An 18,391-nucleotide genomic window follows, 5' to 3' on the forward strand; every position below is an offset into this window, starting at 1 on the left:
AACTAATCAATGCACCCTAAAACCGGAAGAGCCATAAAAGAGAATACTGCAGTGAACTATTCCACCTTTTATTCAGCATTTTATTCACCCGAAAACCAAAGGAGTGGACGGCTCATAAAGCCGTCCACTCCCCCTTGAGGTTTCTAGTTCTTAGAAGTCCCAGTCATCGTCAGTAGTGTCCTCAGCCTTGCCAATGACATAGGAGGAACCGGAACCAGAGAAGAAGTCGTGGTTCTCATCCGCATTCGGCGAGAGGGAAGACAGGATGGCCGGGGAAACGCGAGTCTCGTCAGCCGGGAACAGCCCCTCAAAGCCGAGGTTGTTCAGCGCCTTATTGGCGTTGTATCGCAGGAAACGCTTTACATCCTCGGTCCAGCCTAGCTCGTCGTAGAGATCCTCGGTGTAATCAATCTCGTTGTCGTAGAGCTCGTAGAGAAGATCGAAGGTGTATTCCTTAATTTCTTCCTGCTTCTCAGCCGGCAGCTCGTTGTAGCCATTCTGGAACTTGTAGCCAATGTAGTAACCGTGCACTGCCTCGTCACGGATGATAAGGCGGATGATGTCCGCGGTATTGGTCAGCTTCGCACGGGAGGAGAAATACATCGGCAGGTAGAACCCGGAGTAGAAAAGGAAGGACTCCAGCAGCGTGGAGGCCACCTTCTTCTTCAGCGGGTCTGCACCCTTGTAGTAAGACATTACGATCTTTGCCTTGCGCTGAAGATTCTCATTCTCTTCAGACCAACGGAAAGCATCATTGATCATTGGCGTGGAGGCCAATGTCATGAAGATGTTGGAGTAAGACTTCGCATGCACAGACTCCATGAAGGCGATGTTTGTATAGACCGCCTCTTCATGCGGGGTCTTGGCATCAGGCAGCAAGGAAACCGCACCGACGGTTCCCTGGATGGTGTCCAGGAGGGTCAGCCCAGCAAAAACGCGCATGGTGGTCTGCTGCTCATGCTCGGTAAGCGTCTTCCAGCTCTGCAGATCATTGGACACTGGGACCTTTTCAGGCAACCAGAAATTACCGGTGAGGCGGTCCCACACCTCAGAATCTTTGTCATCCGGAACAGTGTTCCAGTTGATGGCTTTCACTGGCTCCGCATGGCTTGCGATGTACTCGTCATACTCGTGAGACAAGGGGCTTCCACCTCTTTATTTAAATGGACTCTAACTTGCTCAATCGTACTCAATCGACGGTCTAAACGCATTGCCACTGGTAGCCGTATCAACGCTCCATAAAGCAGCAATTGAGCAGATCTGCACCGCGCCTCGGCAGCCATTTCGACCCATTCCACAGAAGAAGGCTTCCTCACCCCCAGAATAAGCGGTAAATTGAACGCAATTCAATAGTTTTACAGCTCTTACGGGTAGTTAACATTGGCATCCCTTAAGATGTGTTTACGTTTCATGGAAGGGGTGCCAATTCAAGGCCGTTTCCTTCTTGATATGGATTTCGCATTCAATTGCCGGTAAGCGCTTTTAATTTTCAAATTCTGCACAAGGAGGCCCCCTACCGTGGCTAATTCCAGCGAGTCTCCAGTTCCTCTGCTCACCGCCGTGCTCGATCAAATAGGGGCCGAAATTGTTAGCGGAACTATCGAAACCGGACAACGGTTTACCCTGCAAGATATCTGCGCGCGTTTCGACATTTCCCGTACCGTCGCCCGAGAGGCTATGCGTGCACTCGAGCAACTGCGCATGGTGTCTTCATCTCGCCGAGTTGGAATCACTGTGTTGCCGTTAAGTGAATGGGCCGTCTTCGATCAATCCATCATTAATTGGCGTCTAGCCTGCGAAAAAGGCCGCCAAGAGCAGCTAGATTCACTCAATCAACTGCGCCTTGCCATCGAGCCTATCGCCGCTCGTATGGCAGCTACCCGCGCCTCAGAGGCCGAGAAGCAAGAGATCGTGGAACTGGCAGATCGCCTCCACGAACTTGAGATCAACCCTTCCCGTCGAGTTGGCGAAGAGCTTGCGACGGACCTGCGTTTCCACAGCATGGTTCTACATGCTTCAGGAAACGAGATGTTCGCCGCTTTGACGCCTTCCCTTCTGTCGATGCTCAAGGGCAAGTCCGTCTTCGGCTCTGAAAAGCGAAACCCAATCGCCGGCACCTCCGATCTGCACCAGGACTTGGCGCACGCGATCCAGAATTCCCGCCCTGACGACGCCGAGCGAATTGCTCGTTCCATCCTCGACGAAGCACGCGCTAGCGTCGACGAGAACGCGTAAAGTCCATAGTTTCGCCGCAAAAGTCTCAACAAGACCAAATCACGCCCCCAGCCACTCACGGTGGTTGGGGGCGTGATTCGTTTGCTGATTAGACGCTGCCGATTTCTAGAGCATGCAGGAGACGCAGCCCTCGATCTCGGTACCTTCCAGTGCCATCTGGCGCAGGCGGATGTAATACAGGGTCTTAATCCCCTTTCGCCATGCGTAGATCTGCGCCTTGTTGATGTCACGCGTGGTGGCGGTGTCCTTGAAGAACAAGGTCAGGGACAGGCCTTGGTCCACGTACTTGGTGGCTTCAGCGTAGGTGTCGATGATCTTCTCGTAGCCAATCTCGTAGGAGTCCTTGAAGTATTCGAGATTGTCGTTATCCATGTGCGGCGCCGGGTAGTAGACGCGGCCGATCTTGCCTTCCTTACGAATCTCAATCTTCGAAGCGATCGGGTGGATCGAGGAGGTCGAGTTGTTGATGTAGGAAATCGAGCCCGTTGGCGGCACTGCCTGCAGGTTACGGTTGTAGAGGCCATGCTTGGCGACGTCCGCCTTCAGCGCCGCCCAGTCCTCAGCGGTTGGGGTGTGGATGGAGGAGGCGTCGAAAAGCTCCTGCACACGTGCGGTACGTGGCTTGAACTCTTCTGGATCGTAGCGGTCGAAGAACTCGCCAGATGCGTACTCAGACTGTGGGAACTCGGAGAAGTACTCCCCGCGTTCGCGAGCGATCTTGTTGGAAGCACGCAGCGCTGCGTACATGATTGCCGCGAAGTAGGCGTTGGTGAAGTCCAAGCCTTCCTCAGAGCCGTACTCGATGTGCTCGCGGCCCAAGTATCCATGCAGATTCATCTGGCCAAGGCCGATGGCGTGGGAGTCATCGTTACCCTTACGCACGGAAGGCACGGAGTTGATGGCGGTCTTATCTGCCACGGCGGTCAAGCCACGGATAGCAGTCTCAACGGTCAAGCCAAAGTCCGGCGAGTCCATGGTCATCGCGATGTTGAGCGAGCCTAGGTTGCAGGAGATATCGGAACCCATGGTTTCGTAGCTCAGGTCATCGGCGAACACGGACGGAGAGTTAACCTGGAGGATCTCCGAGCACAGGTTGGACATGTTAATCCAGCCGGTCTTGACCGGGTTGGCCTTGTTCACGGTGTCCTCGAACATGATGTACGGGTAGCCGGACTCGAACTGCAGCTCAGCAACGGTCTGGAAGAAGTGACGGGCGTTGATCTTCTTCTTGCGAATGCGTGGATCCTCGACCATCTCTTCGTAATGCTCCGTGATGGAGATGTCAGCGAAGGCCTTGCCGTAAACGCGCTCGACGTCATATGGCGAGAACAGGTACATATCGTCGTTCTTCTTGGCCAGCTCGAAGGTGATATCTGGGATAACGACGCCGAGAGACAAGGTCTTGATGCGAATCTTCTCGTCAGCGTTCTCGCGCTTGGTATCGAGGAAGTTCATGATGTCTGGGTGGTGGGCGTTCAAGTAGACCGCACCTGCCCCCTGGCGAGCACCCAGCTGGTTAGCGTAGGAGAAGGAATCCTCCAGAAGCTTCATGACCGGGATGACGCCGGAGGACTGGTTCTCGATGTGCTTAATCGGCGCACCGGACTCGCGGATATTCGACAGCAGCAGGGCGACGCCGCCACCGCGCTTGGACAGCTGCAGAGCGGAGTTGATGGAACGGCCGATGGACTCCATGTTGTCCTCGATGCGCAGCAGGAAGCAGGAAACCAGCTCGCCGCGCTGTGCCTTGCCGGCGTTGAGGAAGGTTGGGGTGGCCGGCTGGAAGCGGCCAGTCATGATTTCATCAACCAAGTGCTCAGCCACGGTGGTGTCACCGTCTGCCAAGAACAAAGCAGTCATGGAGACACGATCCTCGAAGCGCTCGAGGTAACGGCGGCCGTCGAAGGTCTTCAGAGTGTAGGAGGTGTAGTACTTGTACGCGCCAAGGAAGGACTTGAAACGGAACTTGTAGGAGTAGGCGCGCTTAAACAGGGACTTGATGAAGTCAAAGTCATACTGCTCGAGCAGCTCCGGCTCGTAGTACTTGTTTTCCACCAGGTAACGCATCTTCTCTTCCAAGTCGTGGAAGTAGACCGTGTTCTGGTTGACGTGTTGCAGGAAGAACTGGTTCGCAGCCTCGCGATCCTTATCGAACTGAATCTTTCCATTCTCGTCATAGAGATTGAGCAATGCATTCAGCGCGTGGTAATCCAGCTGTTCTTCTGGCTTTACTGGTTCGGCTACGGTCTTGCCCAATTGCGTGGTCACGGCTGATGGAGCCTTTCTCTTGAGGTGTGAAACAGCGCCGCAGCGCTGCTGGAGAAAATAGTGGAGAAAATATGTAAGGTAACTGGCCCGAGCCATCTTGGCTCGATTCACAGTTACCTATTGTTCAAGGTTTAGGCCGCGGCGTCCAGCCCGAGGGCTGCCGCCTGGGAGATGAGGCCTTCCCTGCAGATCTTTACGTCTTCATCTGAGCCCATCAGCTCGAAGCGATAGACGTAAGGGACCTTGCACTTTGCGGAGATGACATCCCCCGCCTTACCGAAGTCTGCGCCAAAGTTACTGTTGCCGCCAGAAATGACGGCTCGAATCAAACCGCGGTTGTTCTCATTATTTAGGAATCGAATTACTTGCTTAGGTACCGGGCGCGAATTCTCGTGGCTAATGGAAGCGCCTCCACCGTACGTGGGGCAAACGAGGACGTAGGGCTCGTTCACGATAAGCGGCTCGTCATTCTTATACAAAGGAATGCGAGCGCTTGGCAGACCCAGTTTGTCTACAAAGCGGCGGGTATTTTCCGTCGCTGAGGAAAAATACACGACCAGCATTGCTTAACTCCTAGCGCAGCTGGTGCTTAGGCAGAAGCAGCGACGGTAGCCAGGGCCTTGATGCGCTCTGGACGGAAACCGGACCAGTGCTCACCGTTAGCCTCAACCACTGGAGCCTGGACGTATCCGAGAGCCATCACGTAGTCACGAGCCTCCTCGTCGAGGGTAACGTCCACGGAGGTGTACTCGAGACCTGCACGGTCGAGAGCCTTCTTGGTTGCGTTGCACTGGACGCAGGCTGGCTTGGTGTAGAGGGTGATGCTCATTTGGGAAGTCCTTTGACGCGATTTTCAGGTATGCAGTGTGCTGGGATTCTGGCCGAGCAGGTGCGCTTATCGCGCTCCCCTAAGCCCTCCGGAGCAACATCAACGACACTATACTTTGTGCCCAAAAGCCGCAAACGGCACTACATATAGTAGTTACATGCCTGATATTCCCAGGATGCAACCCGGCCACACCCCACATGTTGACCCGAGGGTCGATCAGCCCTGTAACTACACCGATGAGATTTCCTGCAGGTTTACCTGGCCGTAACCTAAAACTATGACCAAGAACACAATTAGCCCCTAAATTTTAACCCATAATTCACTCCAGCCACTCACGCACCACCTGCACCGCTTGCCGCCGGCGCCCCAGGAAGGCGTCGCCAAGCACAGTGCTCAAAAGCCGCTCAAAAGCCGCTCAAAAGCCGCCCAAACGCCGCCCAAACGTAGCCCAAAGCAAAAAGACGCCTCCCATCGAGACCGAAGTCCCGGGGAGGCGTCTGGAAGGTAAATCCTTTTACTCTTAGCCCTGGCGAGCCTTGAAGCGCGGATCCTTCTTGTTGATCACGAAGACCTTACCGTGGCGGCGAATAACCTGGGCGCCCGGCTTCTTCTTCAGCGACCGAAGCGACTTGCGAACCTTCATCGGGCGCTCCTTTCGTTATGCGCAAACATCATGCGGTTGAATAATTAAAGCGTGACCGAGATGATGCTCGGCCATGACACGAGGGAAAATATTACCCCACGCGCGCGCCATAACCAAAACACTGATTAATTAGCGTATCGCTCTTGCATCTCATCGCCCACATCCTCGAGGCTGCGCCCCATCGTTTCCGGGATGAGTAGCTTGGTGTAGGCAATAGCCAAGATGCCAAGAAAACCGAAGACCATGAAAGCAACCGGGCCAGTCAACCAGTCCACCATTGGCAGGAAGAACTGCGCCACCGCCCAGTTAGTCACCCACAGGGACAGGCCCGCGATGCCCATGCCAATGCCGCGCACCTCGACGGGTACGAGTTCCGAGATGAGCAGCCAGGTCGTTGGCGAGACCGCAGCTTGTTGGAAAGCAATGAATAGCGCCATGAACGCCAGCGAAACCAAAGCCATCGTGGTAGAGCCTTCGGCGAAGCGATAGGCGATAGAGAGCACCAACAAGGAAACCACATTGCCGATGAGGCCGATCATGAGCAGGCGCTTGCGCCCGATGCGGTCCACAGCCTTGAGCCCGAACCAGCAGGCAATGACGGAAACGGTGCCGATGAGGATCGAGGTGTAGACCGCGTTCGAGGTGGAAATACCCACCTGATTCATCATGGTCGGGGCAAAGTAGACAATCGCGTTTACACCCGTGATTTGCTGCGTGAGCCCCATGAGCATTGCGAGCAGGACGGTGACCTGGAGCCAACGCTCCCCTTTCAGGCGCTGCCACTCGCTACGCTTAACCGCTCCCCCAGCGGCTACGCTATCCGCGGACCCACCCGTGCCGAGTTCCGTGCCGCGGATACCCACGCGCGCAGCCAGCTTCCAGGCTTCATCGACTCTGCGTTTCTTCAGCAGCCACACCGGCGTATCGGGCAGGAAGAGCATGCCCACTGCCAGCAGCAGACCAGGGACTGCGGCAAGACCTAGCATCCAGCGCCAGGAGCCGGTTCCAGCCAGTGCGGAATTGACCAGGTAAGCCAGCAGCTGGCCCACCACGATCATCAAGGTATTAAGCGAGACCAAACGCCCGCGTACACGCGCCGGTGAGATTTCCGAAATGTACATCGGCGAGACAATAGATACCGCACCGACCGCCACGCCTAGAAACGCGCGCGCCAGGGCCAGCATAAATACGGTGTCGGCCAGGGCACACCAGATGGAGCCAAGGACAAAGACGCAGCCGCCGAGAATCAGCGTCTTGCGGCGGCCCAACGCATCTGCCACGCGGCCGGCCACGAGCGCGCCGAAAGCCGCGCCCACGAGCAGCATGGAGGTAACCCAGCCTTCTTCGTGGGAATTCATGTCGAACTCGGGGCCAATAAACAAAAGGGCACCGGACATGACGCCGGTGTCGTAGCCAAAGAGCAGCCCACCGAGCGCGGCAACGATGGCAACGGCTTTGACGAAAGAATGATTTTTCACTCGTTTATCCTTACAGGCCGCTACCATGGGCGTCATGTCACAGACCGGAGCGCAACTGCAGCACAGCATCATAAAACACCTGGGTACAAAGCCCTTGATCGATCCAGAACAAGAGGTGGAGTCACGCGTCGAATTTCTCGCAGACTACCTCCGCAAAACTGGCGCGACGGGCTTCGTGCTGGGGATTTCTGGCGGCCAAGACTCCACTTTGGCTGGCCGCTTGGCACAGCTTGCCGTGGCGCGCGTGGAGGGAACCCAGTTCTGGGCTGTGCGCCTGCCGCACGGTGTGCAGGCCGACGAGGACGACGCTCAAATTGCGTTGGACTTCATCCAGCCGGATCACCGCCTTACGGTCAACATTGCCCCTGCGACCAAGGAGATTGACGACGCCGTCGCCAGTGCACTCGGCAACTCTGACGACGGCGAGTTCAACCTCGGCGACTTTAACCGCGGCAACGTCAAGGCTCGCGTGCGCATGACCGCGCAGTACGCCATCGCCGGCGAGGTCGGCGCACTCGTTCTCGGCAGCGACCATGCTGCAGAAAACATCACGGCGTTCTTCACCAAGTGGGGCGACGGCGCCGCCGACCTGCTCCCACTCGAGGGACTCAACAAACGCCAGGGCGCACTGCTGCTCCAGCACTTGGGTGCTCCTGAGTCCACCTGGAAAAAGATCCCCACGGCTGACCTCGAAGAAGACCGCCCGCAGTTAGCCGACGAAGAAGCACTCGGCGTCTCCTACACCCACATCGACGACTACCTCGAGGGCAAAGATGTTCCCGAAGCCGCACGCCAGCGCATCGAGGACCTCTGGTACCGCGGCGCACACAAGCGCATCATGCCGCCGGGCCCGCACACGCTGGCGCGTTAGCTCTCCCCCAGCGCTTCCAAAGTAGCCTGCGCTGCCGCACCCAATGGCCGGTAATACACCGGTCCGTGGGTGAGCGCGTGCACCGCCAGCGGATGCAGCTGATGCGTCGGAATCCACGTCGCCACATCGTCCCCGGCACCGTAGCCGCGGAGGATGTCGTCGTAGAAGGGCGTTCCAAAAAGCTCCAGCATGGCTAGGTCGGTATACGGGTGACCGCCATGCGCTGCCGGATCGATCATCACTGCACTATCTGCCGTGAAAAGCACGTTTCCCGCCCACAAGTCGCCATGGATGCGGGCTGGGGACACGTCCCACTGCGTGCGACGGACGGCGTCGGCAGCCCGGCGCACTACGTCTGCGACGTCGCCTGGCAGATCCGTGCCCTCCACAAAGGGTAAAACGCGCTGCTCCACGTAGAACTCACCCCACTCGCTGGTGGGCGTGCAGTCCTGCTCGATTCGTCCGATGTAGTTCTTGCCTTCCCATCCCGATGACGGCGCACCAAATGCCGGGGCGCCTGCGTCATGCACCTCGCGCAGCGCCCTGCCGAACGCACGGGCAGCATCCGCGGTTGGCGTCGCTTGCACAACACGCCGCGTGCTTATCGACGTCGCACTAACCCCCGTCACCTCTACCACCACGTCGGGGCGGGCCTCGGCCAGCCACCGCAGACCAGCGGCCTCGGCGCCAGCTTGGTCGGCGGTGCGCACTTTCTTGGTGTAAACGTCCATGGCGCCCAGACTACCCAGATCCAACACCTGCATAACTGACAACGAAGCGCCCCACCAACGAAAAACTGACACCTTCGTTGGCAGATACGCAGATCCAATGCCAAAGCAGCGCGCCGAAACAGCACCTCTGCCATGGGAAAACAAAAAGAGAGGGCAGACATCACGGTCTGCCCTCTAGGTGGTGGAGCTAACGGGATTCGAACCCGTGACCCCCACACTGCCAGTGTGGTGCGCTACCAGCTGCGCCATAGCCCCAGAGTAGGTATTTAAATTGTGGTTGCTTCGCGTAGTTGCGATGCGGTGGAGCTAACGGGATTCGAACCCGTGACCCCCACACTGCCAGTGTGGTGCGCTACCAGCTGCGCCATAGCCCCTCTTAGGAGGTACAACCGTGACGGTTGCAACTCGTTTAAATATATCGTTTAATGTTTCACCCAACCAAATCGCGCGCTTGAACAATATTTCTGGTGTTCAAGCGCGCAAATTTGAAAAGCAGAACAGCATCCAGCTAGATGCCGATTGTCCTGCACATTAGGCAGTGATCAGGGAGACCCACTCCATGATTGACTTGCCGGAGCCTTCTTCTGGGAAGTCCTTGCCATCCTTGATGATGCGCGGGGAGGAAACCGAGCCGGTGTCCTTCTCTAGCTTGTCATAGTTGAACTTGGCCAGCTTGTTGCCATTCTTGATATCAACATTCTTGATGGAGTCAACCAAGGAGTCATCAGCACCGAGCTGCTTAGCAGCATCAGCAAAGTCTTCAAAGGACCACTGGTTAGCAACTTCCTGCTGGTTTTCCATCAGGTACTTGCGGAGGTTCCAGTAGGTCTTAACGTCACCGGCCTTGGCAATCTGCTCCATCGCGGCGGCAGCCTTAGTGGAGTGACCGGTGTTACCTTCGATATCCCTACCGTCGAGGAAGTTCAGGGTACGGACATGCACAATGAGCTTGCCCTCTTCGATGGCAGTCTTCATGTCGCCGTCGCTCGCAATAGCAAGATCACCGCAGTGAGGGCACGAGTAGTCCTCGTAGAGCTCAACCTCAACGGCGTCCTTCTTAGCGTCAGCAGCCTTGAGGACAACCGCGTTGTCGTCATACTCCATGTTCATGGAAGTTTCTTCAGTCGGCATATCGCCGAGGGCCTCGGTCTTTGCACCCTGGCCCTTCCACACAATGAAGCCTATGACCACGGCGACGATGACGAGGAGGACACCAACTGCCCAGAGGAAGCCACTGCTTCCCTTCGCGTTAGGGTCCGAAACTTTTGTAGCTTTAGAAGCCATAGTGAATAAACCTAGCCTTTATGGGTTGCCCGCTCGCGCGGGTTTTGTTTCACGATCTCAACAGAGAATATACCCAACACACTGGGCATTTCCATCAGAAAAAACGTGACATTGGCAATGAATTGTCTTGGAAATCAGTGGGACTATGGGTGGAGTGCAAACTTCTTGAACGGACGCACCATCGTCCACGCCATGAGGAAGATGTAGAAGGTATCGCGCAACAAGGTCATCATATAGTTCATAACCTGCGCATCCTGTTCCGGATTTGCTTCAAAGCAGCCGCAGTCAATCCCAAGACCACGCAACCAAGCCTGACCAATTCCAATCATGAACAGCGCCAAAACGATGGTTCCCACCTTGGCGGAAGGCTTCAGGAACAGGCCGAGAAGCAAAAGCACTCCGCCGATAATCTCAAGCGGTCCGATGATGTTGGCCAGGTACCCCGACCATTCCAGGGTAAAGATTTCATAGGCCTTGATGGATTGCATTACGGACAGCGGTTCGCCAAGCTTGGCCACGCCGGCCTTAATCCAGATATAAGCCATATAGAAGCGAGCAAACGCACTGACGACGTCCAGAATCAGCTTCTTGTCAATTTTCTTGGTCACGCGATTTAGTTTAACCCTAAACTTCTAGGACTTGAGAAACGAGAGCCTGTGCTTCCTCTTGGACTTTCCTGAGATGTTCCTCACCGAGGAAGGATTCGGCATAGATCTTGTACTTGTCTTCCGTACCAGATGGGCGCGCGGCAAACCATGCATTTTGCGTTGTCACCTTGAGACCACCGATGGCCGCACAGTTGCCTGGCGCCTCCGTCAGCTTGGCAGTGATTTCCTCTCCGGCCAGCTCAGTGGCGGTAACCTGCTCCGGCGACAGCTTCTTCAGAACCGCCTTCTGCTCACGGTTGGCGGGGGCGTCGGTACGCGCATAGGCAGGCACACCAAACTCTTCGGCCAGCTCCGCGTAGCGTTGCGAAGGGGTCTTTCCAGTCACCGCTGTGATTTCGGCCGCAAGCAGGTCCAAGATGATGCCGTCCTTGTCAGTCGACCACACGGTTCCGTCAAAGCGCAGGAAGGAAGCACCCGCAGATTCCTCGCCACCGAAGCCGATGGTTCCCTCCACGAGACCCGGCACAAACCACTTGAAACCTACCGGCACCTCGACGAGCTCGCGGCCCAGCTTGGCCACCACGCGATCGATCATGGAAGAGGAAACCAAGGTCTTACCCACGCCGGCATTGCCCCAGTTGGGGCGGTGGCTAAACAGGTACTCGATAGCCACAGCGAGGTAGTGATTCGGGTTCATGAGACCAGCATCCGGGGTGACGATGCCGTGGCGGTCAGCGTCGGCATCGTTGCCGGTGGCGAGATCGTACTTGTCACGGTTGCCGATGAGAGAAGCCATGGCGTTCGGCGAAGAGCAGTCCATGCGAATCTTGCCGTCTGTATCCAGGGTCATGAAGCGGAAAGTTCCGTCTACCTCCGGATTAACCACGGTCATGTTGAGTTCGTAGTGCGCGGCGATTGCTGCCCAATAATCGACAGAAGCGCCGCCCATCGGGTCCGCGCCGATGCGCAGGCCAGACTTCTTGATGGCATCCATGTCCACCACGTTGCGCAGATCAGCCACGTAGTTATCCACGTAGTTGTGCTTGACGCAGCGCTCGTCGAGCACGCCGTCGACAGGCACGCGCTTGACGCCCTCAAGGTCAGCACGCAGGTAGTTGTTGGCGCGCTCCGCAATCCAGTCCGTGGCAGAGGTATCGGCCGGTCCACCAGTTGGCGGGTTGTACTTGAAGCCACCATCGCGCGGTGGGTTGTGGGACGGCGTAATCACGATGCCGTCGGTACCCAGGTTGGTGAGAATCGCGTGGGAGACAGCCGGGGTCGGGGTGTAGCGGCCGCGGTCATCGACGCGGACCTCGAGGCCATTAGCCAAGAGAACCTCCAAGGCCGAGACCATTGCTGGCTCCGAAAGCGCGTGGGTATCGCGACCGATAAAGATAGCACCGGTAGTCCCCTGCTCCGCGCGGTAGTCCACGATCGCCTGGGTAATCGCCAGAATGTGGTTCTCATTGAAGGCCGTATCCAAGGCGGAACCGCGGTGGCCCGAGGTGCCGAAAGCTACCTGCTGATCCGGATTCTCCACATCCGGAGTACGGGTGTAGTACGCGGTGACCAGCTCAGCAATATCAATGAGGTCACTCGGCTGAGCCAACTGACCGGCGCGCTCGTGGGCCATGGGGGAGTCTCCTTAGACGTCTGCGATTGATTCTCCTGCCAAGCTTGCCCTGTCCCACATGATTTCGCAGCACTTTCAACCCCCACAAGGGGGAAAATGCGAACTCAAATTACTAACTCCCTTAACTGAATTTCTATTATGTAGTAGTTTCTCAGCATGGATTCAGTGCAAAATACTCTCGATACGGTGGGCGGCGTGGTCTGGGGACCCTTCGTCCTTATTCCGCTCCTGCTCGGTACTGGACTATGGCTGACCATCCGCCTCGGCGGCATTCAGTTCCGCACGCTCGGTCGCGCCCTGCGCCACGCCTTCGTCGACCACCCCGACGACAAGTCCGCCGAAGGCGATATCTCCAACTACCAGGCACTTACCACTGCACTCGCCGCTACCGTCGGTGTGGGCAACATCGTCGGCGTCGCCACCGCGCTGTCCATCGGCGGCCCAGGTTCCCTCGTCTGGATCTGGGTCACGGGCCTCATGGGCATGGCCTCCAAGTACGCCGAGGCGTACCTCGGTGTCCGCTTCCGCACCACCGACTCCAAGGGTGAGCAGGCCGGCGGACCGCAGTACTACCTGAAACGCGGCATCAAGGGCCCACTCGGCACAACTCTCGCTACCGCCTTCGCCATCTTCGCAGTATTTGCATCCTTCGGTATCGGCAACCTGACGCAGGCCAACTCCGTGGCCACCAACATGGAATCCGCCTTCGGAGTCACCCCAGTAGCCTCCGGCGCGCTCATGTTCGTACTCGTCGGCGCAGTTCTTCTGGGCGGCATCCAGGCCATTGGCCGCATCACCTCCGCCTTCGTGCCGCTGATGATCATCATCTACGTGGTCGGCGGCCTCGTAGTCCTTATCGGCAACGCCGGCCAGATTCCAGAAGCACTGGGCCTCATCTTCACTGATGCCTTCACCGGCACCTCCGCGGCCGGCGGCTTCGTCGGTTCCTCCATCATCATGGTCATCCAATACGGTGTCGCCCGCGGTATCTTCTCCAACGAGTCTGGTATGGGTTCCGCCGCAATCGCAGCAGCTGCCGCCAAGACCCCGCACCCAGCCCGTCAGGCACTCGTCTCCATGACTCAGACATTCATCGATACGCTCATCGTCGTGACCATCACCGGCCTTGTCATCGTGGTGACCGGCGTGTGGGACATGGGACGCGACGAAGCCGGCATCATGACCGCCAAGGCTTTCGAGGCCGGCCTGCCCGGCCATTGGGGCGGCACTATTGTCTCCCTGTCCATCATCTTCTTCGCCTTCTCCACCATCGTCGGCTGGTCTTACTACGGTGAGCGCGCACTGTCCTCCCTCTTCGGCCGAGTGGCCACCATCCCATACCGCATGTTCTTCACCGTCGTCGTCTTCATCGGCGCGGTGACCGAGCTTGACGTCGTATGGTCCTTCTCCGACCTGGCCAACGGCCTCATGGCCATCCCGAACCTCATCGGCCTGCTTATCCTCTCCGGTCTCATCGCCCGCGAGACCAAGGCCTACCTGGAGTTCGATCCCAAGCTCAACAAGCCAATCGAGGACGTTGAGGAGTTCGTGCGCTCCCAGCAGATGGACTGGAAGTAACATGTAGGGCATGCCTCAAGCACTAGTAGTCGGGTCCGGCGCCGCACTTGGCGCCGTGGCCCGCTATTTTTTGTCCGCACTCTTAGGCGGCGGGATGTTGCCGCTGCTTATTATTAACATCTTCGGCAGCGCACTAATGGGCTATTTCAAGCCCAAGCCTTTCTGGGGCACGGGTGTGCTGGGAGGTTTTACCAGCTTCGCCACGTTCGCCTACCTCACCTCGGGCGCCTCCCCCGCCATCGCTGCGGGCTACGTGGTGGCCACGGTGCTTGGATGCGTGGGCGCTTACCTCATCGGTGACAAGGTGGCCCCACGATGACCCTTTTCTATATCCTGTTTGGCGCTTTCTTAGGCGGCATAGGGCGCTACGGCTTCACCAAGGTGCTCCCCGCGCCGGTCTGTACCTTCGCTTCCAACATGTGCGGAGCGCTGGCAATCGGCTTGGCTTATGGCTTCGCCATGCTTGTCGACGCCCCCTTAGCCAACACCATCTATCCCCTCGCCATCGTAGGTCTCGCAGGTGGCCTTTCCACCTGGTCGACCTTGGCCAAGGAGCTAGGCGAAATGATCAAAAAGAAGAGGTACTGGAAATTCACCCAGTACCTCTTCTGGACCCTCGCCCTCGGCGTGGTCCTGGCTTGGCGCGGGGCCATGTGGGCCCCGCTTATCTACAACAACTTCTAGTCCGCAATGGCATCGAGTGGCGGCGTCTTCGATGCGCCCTGCGCTGGCCACAGTGCGGCGAGCACGCCAACCACCGCGGAACCCACGAGCAGAATTGCCAGCATGCCCCACGGTACAACGGCGTTATTAAGGCCTTCATCTGCCAAGACCTTGATGAAGGACCAACCGAGTCCGAGGCCCATCAACATGCCCATGACCGCACCGAAGACGGCGATCTGCACAGACTCAAGCGTGATCATGGTGCGGATCTGGCGACGCTGGGTGCCCACCGCACGCAGCATGCCAATCTCCTGGCGGCGCTCGATAACGCCCAGCGTAAGGGTGTTGACGATGCCCAGCACCGCGATGATCACCGCGAGGGCGAGCAACGCGTAAAGGATGGACAGCATTTGGTTGATCATGCCAGCAGCTTCGCCGGCGTATTCTTCACCAGATGCAACCTGGACCACGACTAGGTCCTTAACTGCTTCCTCGAGGTTGCCGCGCAGCTGCTCGAGATCCACGCCTTCCTCGCCGTTAACACCCACCATGGCGACCGTGATGGCGTCGGCAGGCACGAGCTCCTCAGCGCTCTTCTGGGATACCGCAAGTTTGGGCAGCATCTGGAAGTCCTCGTAGATACCCTTGAGCTCCACCTTGGCGGACTTGCCAGGAATCGGGCCAGTCAATTTATAGGACTCACCGACTTTCCAGCCCTGCTTCTCCGCAGTGGTCTTATCAGCCACGAATCCGCCCTCGGCGATGCCCGCATCTCCCTGCGTCATCGTAAGTTTGAAGACATCGCTCGGATTGCCGCTGACCGTCTCAGTCATGGAATATCGCGAGCCATATTGCATCGAGGCCTGGCCATCGATCTGTACCGGAGCGGTACCCACCGTAACCACCTGACCCACCCCCTCGGTGTCTGCAGCGCGCTCGCCAGTTTCGGCCGGAGTCGGGAAATTGCCCTGGGATGGGCCGGAGAGCAGGTAATCGGCACTGATGTCCTTTTCCAGAGTATCCGCAACGGAAGACTTCATCGTGGCGCCAAGCATGCCGATCGCCGTCACCAGCGCCACGCCCAAGGTCAAAGCAAAGGCGGTAGCAGCGGTACGCCGTGGGTTGCGCTTGGAGTTAGTAGACGCAAGCTTGCCGACGGCCCCGAAAGGTGCACCGATGATTCTTCCCAAAGTAGGAACGATGGGCAGCGACAACGCCGGGCCTGCGAGGGCAAATCCCAGAATCAAGTTGAGGGCTCCGAGGCCGACGAGGCTGGCGCGGATGCCGGTACCGGCGTCGATAAGCACACCCACCACAACGAAGATGGCGCCCAGCACCATGAGCAAACCGCCGATGATGGTGCGGACCTTCAGCGAGGAACCAGCGGCCGATTCGGTGGTGCGCATTGCCTCAACGGGGTCCACCGTACCGGCGCGGCGAGCCGGCGCCCACGCCGATACCACCGTGACCGCGGCGCCCAACAAAATGGGGACGATAATGGCGCTCAGGTTCAAGCCAAGGTTGCCATCCATCGGCATGCCCTGGGACTTCAGCATTGCCTTGATGATGGCCACCAAGCCCATGCCTGCGACAACGCCTACCGCGGAACCGATGAGGCCGACGATAAAGGACTCGACCACCACGGAGCGGGTGATCTGGCGGCGGGAGGCGCCAAGGGCGCGCAAGAGAGCGAATTCCTTGGTGCGCTGCGCGACGATCATAGAGAAGGTATTAGCGATGATGAACGTACCGACCAGCAGGGCGATGAGGCCGAAGGCGATAAGGAAGTAATTGACGAACTTCAGCGCGGAAGAAATGGCGTCAGAGATCTCCTCGGCTAGCTTCGCGCCGGACTCTGCCTCGACGTCGTATGTCTTGTTCAGGTGGGTCACGAGTTGCTCGGGAGTTACACCTTCCGCCGCAGAGACCTTCAGCTGCCGGGGATTTCCATAGCGCTGCGCGAAGGCCTTGTTATCCATCTGCAGTGTCAACGCCTGACCTGCGTCGAGTGCTGGCTTCTCGATGCCAACGACCTTCACCTCGTCACGCTTGTCCGGATGGACCACGATGAGCTTCTGCCCCACCGTGACACCAAACTTTTCTGCTGCGGTGACATTGATGAGAACCTCGCCGGGGCCCTGCGGAGCCTCGCCCTCGACGATCTCGCCGGGCTCGCCCACGGTCTCGTCGGCCTGGTAATAGGGGCGCACGTGGGCAGTGCCCCCGGCGGTCTGGAAGGCTTCTGCTTTATCGTTCGCCACAACGACCGTCTGGGCGCCTTCGATGTTAACGTTGCCCACCTTGGTGTCCTTGGCGAGCTCACTTCGCAGCTTCTCGTCCAGCTCTGGGCCCGAGTCCTTCTTGCTCACCGCAGCGTCCACGCCGGTGAAGCTGTTGGAGACCGCGGCATCAAACGTGTTCGAAAGCGAGTTGGTGAACATGAAGGAACCAGCGATGAACGCGGTGCCCAGCACCACCGCAAGGAGCGTCAGCGTAAGTCGCAGCTTATGCGCGATGATATTGCGCAAGGAGACCTTGCGCATAGTGTTGTTTTTTGCCATTAGCTCTCAATCTCCGCCATGACCTTGTGGATGGATTCCATGGTTGGGTTCTCCAGCTCATTAACGAGCTTGCCGTCGGCGAGGAAAATTACGCGATCTGCGTATGACGCCGCCTTAGCGTCATGAGTCACGATGACCACAGTCTGATCATCCTGGTCAACGGCGGTACGAAGAATATCGAGCACTTCCGCCGAGGAATTGGAGTCTAGGTTACCGGTGGGTTCATCGCCAAAGATGATCTCTGGACGTGCCACGAGCGCACGCGCACAGGCGACGCGCTGCTGCTGACCGCCGGAGAGTTCAGCCGGCCTGTGGGTAAGTCGTTGTGCGAGCCCTAGACGCGTGGTCACTTCTTCAAACCACGCCTGGTCGACGTCCTTGCCCGCAATGTTCATCGGCAGAGTGATGTTTTCTGCAGCGGTGAGGGTAGGCACCAGATTGAAGGACTGGAAGATAAAGCCTAGACGGTCTCGGCGCAGCGCGGTGATCTCTTTATCCTTGAGCTGCGACATGTCCGTATCGCCGATGAAAGCCGAGCCGCTCGTTGCGGAGTCCAAGCCCGCCATTGTGTGCATCAGCGTCGACTTGCCGGAGCCAGACGGGCCCATGATTGCGGTGAACTTGTTGCGCTCGAATTCCACGTTGACATGGTCCAGTGCAGTAACTGCGGTATCGCCTTGACCGTATTGCTTGAATAGCTCGACGGCGCGGGCCGCTGCGCTGCTTGTTGGACTCATAAAGGGGTCTCCTAACGGTGAGGGATGAAATGAAACAGAACTATCTCCCCTACACTAGCGCCCCATAGGTAACACCGCGCACCTGCGGGTCACATTCCGGACAACCTTTATGGTCAACTTTGGCAAAACGATCAAGAGAGGGCTGGTCCCTGACGTTGTAGTCAGGGGCCGGCCCTCGAGAAAGACGAAAAGAAGGAGCATTTCCCTTGTGGTGGGTTGTGCTCCTTCTTGTGTATGTAGTTGTTGTTTGTTGTTTTATGTCGGCGGTAACT

At 57.7% G+C, this 18,391-nt stretch carries 18 protein-coding genes and 2 tRNA genes; 6 read left to right on the forward strand and 14 right to left on the reverse strand.

Features of this window, described 5'->3' with window-relative positions; all coding sequences use genetic code 11:
* Positions 1-150: 150 nt before the first annotated feature.
* Positions 151-1,140 carry a class 1b ribonucleoside-diphosphate reductase subunit beta gene (gene nrdF, locus HMPREF3153_RS06475; protein WP_046645813.1) on the reverse strand — a complete coding sequence of 330 codons (990 nt, stop codon included), beginning with the start codon at positions 1,138-1,140 and terminating at the stop codon, positions 151-153.
* A gap of 378 nt (positions 1,141-1,518) precedes the next feature.
* Between nrdF and HMPREF3153_RS06480 the strand changes: the two genes are divergently transcribed.
* The gene (locus HMPREF3153_RS06480) at positions 1,519-2,235 is read left to right on the forward strand and encodes a FadR/GntR family transcriptional regulator (protein WP_046645814.1); all 717 of its coding nucleotides are present in this window, start codon (positions 1,519-1,521) and stop codon (positions 2,233-2,235) included.
* A gap of 105 nt (positions 2,236-2,340) precedes the next feature.
* On the opposite strand, the gene nrdE is transcribed toward HMPREF3153_RS06480, so the two are convergent.
* The 5 genes from nrdE to HMPREF3153_RS06505 form a co-directional block, all read right to left on the reverse strand.
* Positions 2,341-4,503 carry a class 1b ribonucleoside-diphosphate reductase subunit alpha gene (gene nrdE, locus HMPREF3153_RS06485; protein ID WP_005531102.1) on the reverse strand — a complete coding sequence of 721 codons (2,163 nt, stop codon included), beginning with the start codon at positions 4,501-4,503 and terminating at the stop codon, positions 2,341-2,343.
* Between the two features lie 131 nt (positions 4,504-4,634).
* A complete protein-coding gene (gene nrdI / locus HMPREF3153_RS06490; RefSeq protein WP_070420369.1) occupies positions 4,635-5,066 on the reverse strand; it encodes a class Ib ribonucleoside-diphosphate reductase assembly flavoprotein NrdI in 432 nt (143 codons plus the stop codon).
* A 26-nt stretch (positions 5,067-5,092) separates the two neighbouring features.
* Entirely contained in the window at positions 5,093-5,332 is a 240-nt protein-coding gene (gene nrdH / locus HMPREF3153_RS06495; RefSeq protein ID WP_005531104.1) for a glutaredoxin-like protein NrdH, read from the reverse strand.
* 520 nt (positions 5,333-5,852) lie between these two features.
* Positions 5,853-5,975 (reverse strand): type B 50S ribosomal protein L36, encoded by a 123-nt coding sequence (gene ykgO, locus HMPREF3153_RS06500; RefSeq protein WP_003847162.1) that lies wholly within the window; start codon positions 5,973-5,975, stop codon positions 5,853-5,855.
* Between the two features lie 125 nt (positions 5,976-6,100).
* The gene (locus HMPREF3153_RS06505; RefSeq protein ID WP_070420370.1) at positions 6,101-7,480 is read right to left on the reverse strand and encodes a sugar porter family MFS transporter; all 1,380 of its coding nucleotides are present in this window, start codon (positions 7,478-7,480) and stop codon (positions 6,101-6,103) included.
* Here HMPREF3153_RS06505 and nadE point away from each other — a divergent pair.
* Positions 7,479-8,324: an ammonia-dependent NAD(+) synthetase gene (nadE, locus tag HMPREF3153_RS06510; RefSeq protein ID WP_070420371.1), complete on the forward strand. Its 846-nt coding sequence runs from the start codon at positions 7,479-7,481 to the stop codon at positions 8,322-8,324. The two genes, HMPREF3153_RS06505 and nadE, sit on opposite strands and share 2 nt — an antisense overlap.
* Here the strand turns inward: nadE and HMPREF3153_RS06515 are convergent.
* The 3 genes from HMPREF3153_RS06515 to HMPREF3153_RS06525 all read right to left on the reverse strand — a co-directional run bounded on the left by HMPREF3153_RS06515 (position 8,321) and on the right by HMPREF3153_RS06525 (position 9,429).
* A complete protein-coding gene (locus HMPREF3153_RS06515; RefSeq protein ID WP_210385562.1) occupies positions 8,321-9,055 on the reverse strand; it encodes a fructosamine kinase family protein in 735 nt (244 codons plus the stop codon). The genes nadE and HMPREF3153_RS06515 overlap by 4 nt on opposite strands.
* A 179-nt stretch (positions 9,056-9,234) precedes the next feature.
* Positions 9,235-9,310, reverse strand: a tRNA-Ala gene (locus tag HMPREF3153_RS06520).
* 46 nt (positions 9,311-9,356) lie between these two features.
* Positions 9,357-9,429, reverse strand: a tRNA-Ala gene (locus HMPREF3153_RS06525).
* A 17-nt stretch (positions 9,430-9,446) separates the two neighbouring features.
* Between HMPREF3153_RS06525 and HMPREF3153_RS12735 the strand changes: the two genes are divergently transcribed.
* A complete protein-coding gene (locus HMPREF3153_RS12735) occupies positions 9,447-9,590 on the forward strand; it encodes a hypothetical protein (protein ID WP_160310049.1) in 144 nt (47 codons plus the stop codon).
* On the opposite strand, the gene HMPREF3153_RS06530 is transcribed toward HMPREF3153_RS12735, so the two are convergent.
* From HMPREF3153_RS06530 to pgm, 3 genes are all read right to left on the reverse strand, one after another.
* A complete protein-coding gene (locus HMPREF3153_RS06530; RefSeq protein WP_049145164.1) occupies positions 9,587-10,339 on the reverse strand; it encodes a DsbA family protein in 753 nt (250 codons plus the stop codon). The two genes, HMPREF3153_RS12735 and HMPREF3153_RS06530, sit on opposite strands and share 4 nt — an antisense overlap.
* A 143-nt stretch (positions 10,340-10,482) precedes the next feature.
* Positions 10,483-10,947, reverse strand: coding sequence for a MauE/DoxX family redox-associated membrane protein (locus HMPREF3153_RS06535; protein ID WP_046645821.1), 465 nt, complete (start codon positions 10,945-10,947; stop codon positions 10,483-10,485).
* 16 nt (positions 10,948-10,963) lie between these two features.
* Positions 10,964-12,580, reverse strand: a complete 1,617-nt coding sequence (pgm, locus tag HMPREF3153_RS06540) for a phosphoglucomutase (alpha-D-glucose-1,6-bisphosphate-dependent) (protein WP_070420373.1) — start codon at positions 12,578-12,580, stop codon at positions 10,964-10,966.
* Positions 12,581-12,736: 156 nt separating this feature from the next.
* On the opposite strand from pgm, the gene HMPREF3153_RS06545 reads away from it, so the two are divergent.
* The 3 genes from HMPREF3153_RS06545 to HMPREF3153_RS06555 are packed head-to-tail and all read left to right on the forward strand — an operon-like array spanning position 12,737 to position 14,842.
* On the forward strand, positions 12,737-14,158 hold the full coding sequence (locus HMPREF3153_RS06545) for an alanine/glycine:cation symporter family protein (RefSeq protein WP_070420374.1): 1,422 nt from the start codon (positions 12,737-12,739) through the stop codon (positions 14,156-14,158).
* 10 nt (positions 14,159-14,168) lie between these two features.
* Positions 14,169-14,477, forward strand: coding sequence for a fluoride efflux transporter family protein (locus HMPREF3153_RS06550; protein WP_046645824.1), 309 nt, complete (start codon positions 14,169-14,171; stop codon positions 14,475-14,477).
* Positions 14,474-14,842, forward strand: a complete 369-nt coding sequence (locus HMPREF3153_RS06555; RefSeq protein ID WP_070420375.1) for a fluoride efflux transporter FluC — start codon at positions 14,474-14,476, stop codon at positions 14,840-14,842. Before HMPREF3153_RS06550 ends, HMPREF3153_RS06555 begins: the two co-directional genes overlap by 4 nt.
* Here HMPREF3153_RS06555 and HMPREF3153_RS06560 read toward each other — a convergent pair.
* Together HMPREF3153_RS06560 and HMPREF3153_RS06565 are read right to left on the reverse strand one after the other, a co-directional pair.
* A complete protein-coding gene (locus HMPREF3153_RS06560) occupies positions 14,839-17,382 on the reverse strand; it encodes an ABC transporter permease (protein WP_070420376.1) in 2,544 nt (847 codons plus the stop codon). The two genes, HMPREF3153_RS06555 and HMPREF3153_RS06560, sit on opposite strands and share 4 nt — an antisense overlap.
* Positions 17,382-18,119 (reverse strand): ABC transporter ATP-binding protein, encoded by a 738-nt coding sequence (locus HMPREF3153_RS06565; protein WP_046645826.1) that lies wholly within the window; start codon positions 18,117-18,119, stop codon positions 17,382-17,384. The genes HMPREF3153_RS06560 and HMPREF3153_RS06565 overlap by 1 nt, the downstream gene beginning before the upstream one ends.
* Between the last annotated feature and the right edge of the window lie 272 nt (positions 18,120-18,391).

The sequence above is a fragment of the Corynebacterium sp. HMSC06C06 genome, from assembly GCF_001807295.1.
Taxonomy (GTDB): domain Bacteria; phylum Actinomycetota; class Actinomycetes; order Mycobacteriales; family Mycobacteriaceae; genus Corynebacterium; species Corynebacterium striatum.

Excerpts from the sequence above, each read along its gene's own strand:
- HMPREF3153_RS06530 (WP_049145164.1), bottom strand. The coding sequence starts at position 10,339 with ATGGCTTCTAAAGCTACAAAAGTTTCGGACCCTAACGCGAAGGGAAGC.
- nadE (WP_070420371.1), top strand. The coding sequence starts at position 7,479 with ATGGGCGTCATGTCACAGACCGGAGCGCAACTGCAGCACAGCATCATA.
- nrdI (WP_070420369.1), bottom strand. The coding sequence starts at position 5,066 with ATGCTGGTCGTGTATTTTTCCTCAGCGACGGAAAATACCCGCCGCTTT.
- pgm (WP_070420373.1), bottom strand. The coding sequence starts at position 12,580 with ATGGCCCACGAGCGCGCCGGTCAGTTGGCTCAGCCGAGTGACCTCATT.
- HMPREF3153_RS06545 (WP_070420374.1), top strand. The coding sequence starts at position 12,737 with ATGGATTCAGTGCAAAATACTCTCGATACGGTGGGCGGCGTGGTCTGG.
- ykgO (WP_003847162.1), bottom strand. The coding sequence starts at position 5,975 with ATGAAGGTTCGCAAGTCGCTTCGGTCGCTGAAGAAGAAGCCGGGCGCC.
- HMPREF3153_RS06565 (WP_046645826.1), bottom strand. The coding sequence starts at position 18,119 with ATGAGTCCAACAAGCAGCGCAGCGGCCCGCGCCGTCGAGCTATTCAAG.
- HMPREF3153_RS06515 (WP_210385562.1), bottom strand. The coding sequence starts at position 9,055 with ATGGACGTTTACACCAAGAAAGTGCGCACCGCCGACCAAGCTGGCGCC.
- HMPREF3153_RS06555 (WP_070420375.1), top strand. The coding sequence starts at position 14,474 with ATGACCCTTTTCTATATCCTGTTTGGCGCTTTCTTAGGCGGCATAGGG.
- HMPREF3153_RS06550 (WP_046645824.1), top strand. The coding sequence starts at position 14,169 with ATGCCTCAAGCACTAGTAGTCGGGTCCGGCGCCGCACTTGGCGCCGTG.
- HMPREF3153_RS06560 (WP_070420376.1), bottom strand. The coding sequence starts at position 17,382 with ATGGCAAAAAACAACACTATGCGCAAGGTCTCCTTGCGCAATATCATC.
- HMPREF3153_RS06505 (WP_070420370.1), bottom strand. The coding sequence starts at position 7,480 with ATGGTAGCGGCCTGTAAGGATAAACGAGTGAAAAATCATTCTTTCGTC.
- nrdH (WP_005531104.1), bottom strand. The coding sequence starts at position 5,332 with ATGAGCATCACCCTCTACACCAAGCCAGCCTGCGTCCAGTGCAACGCA.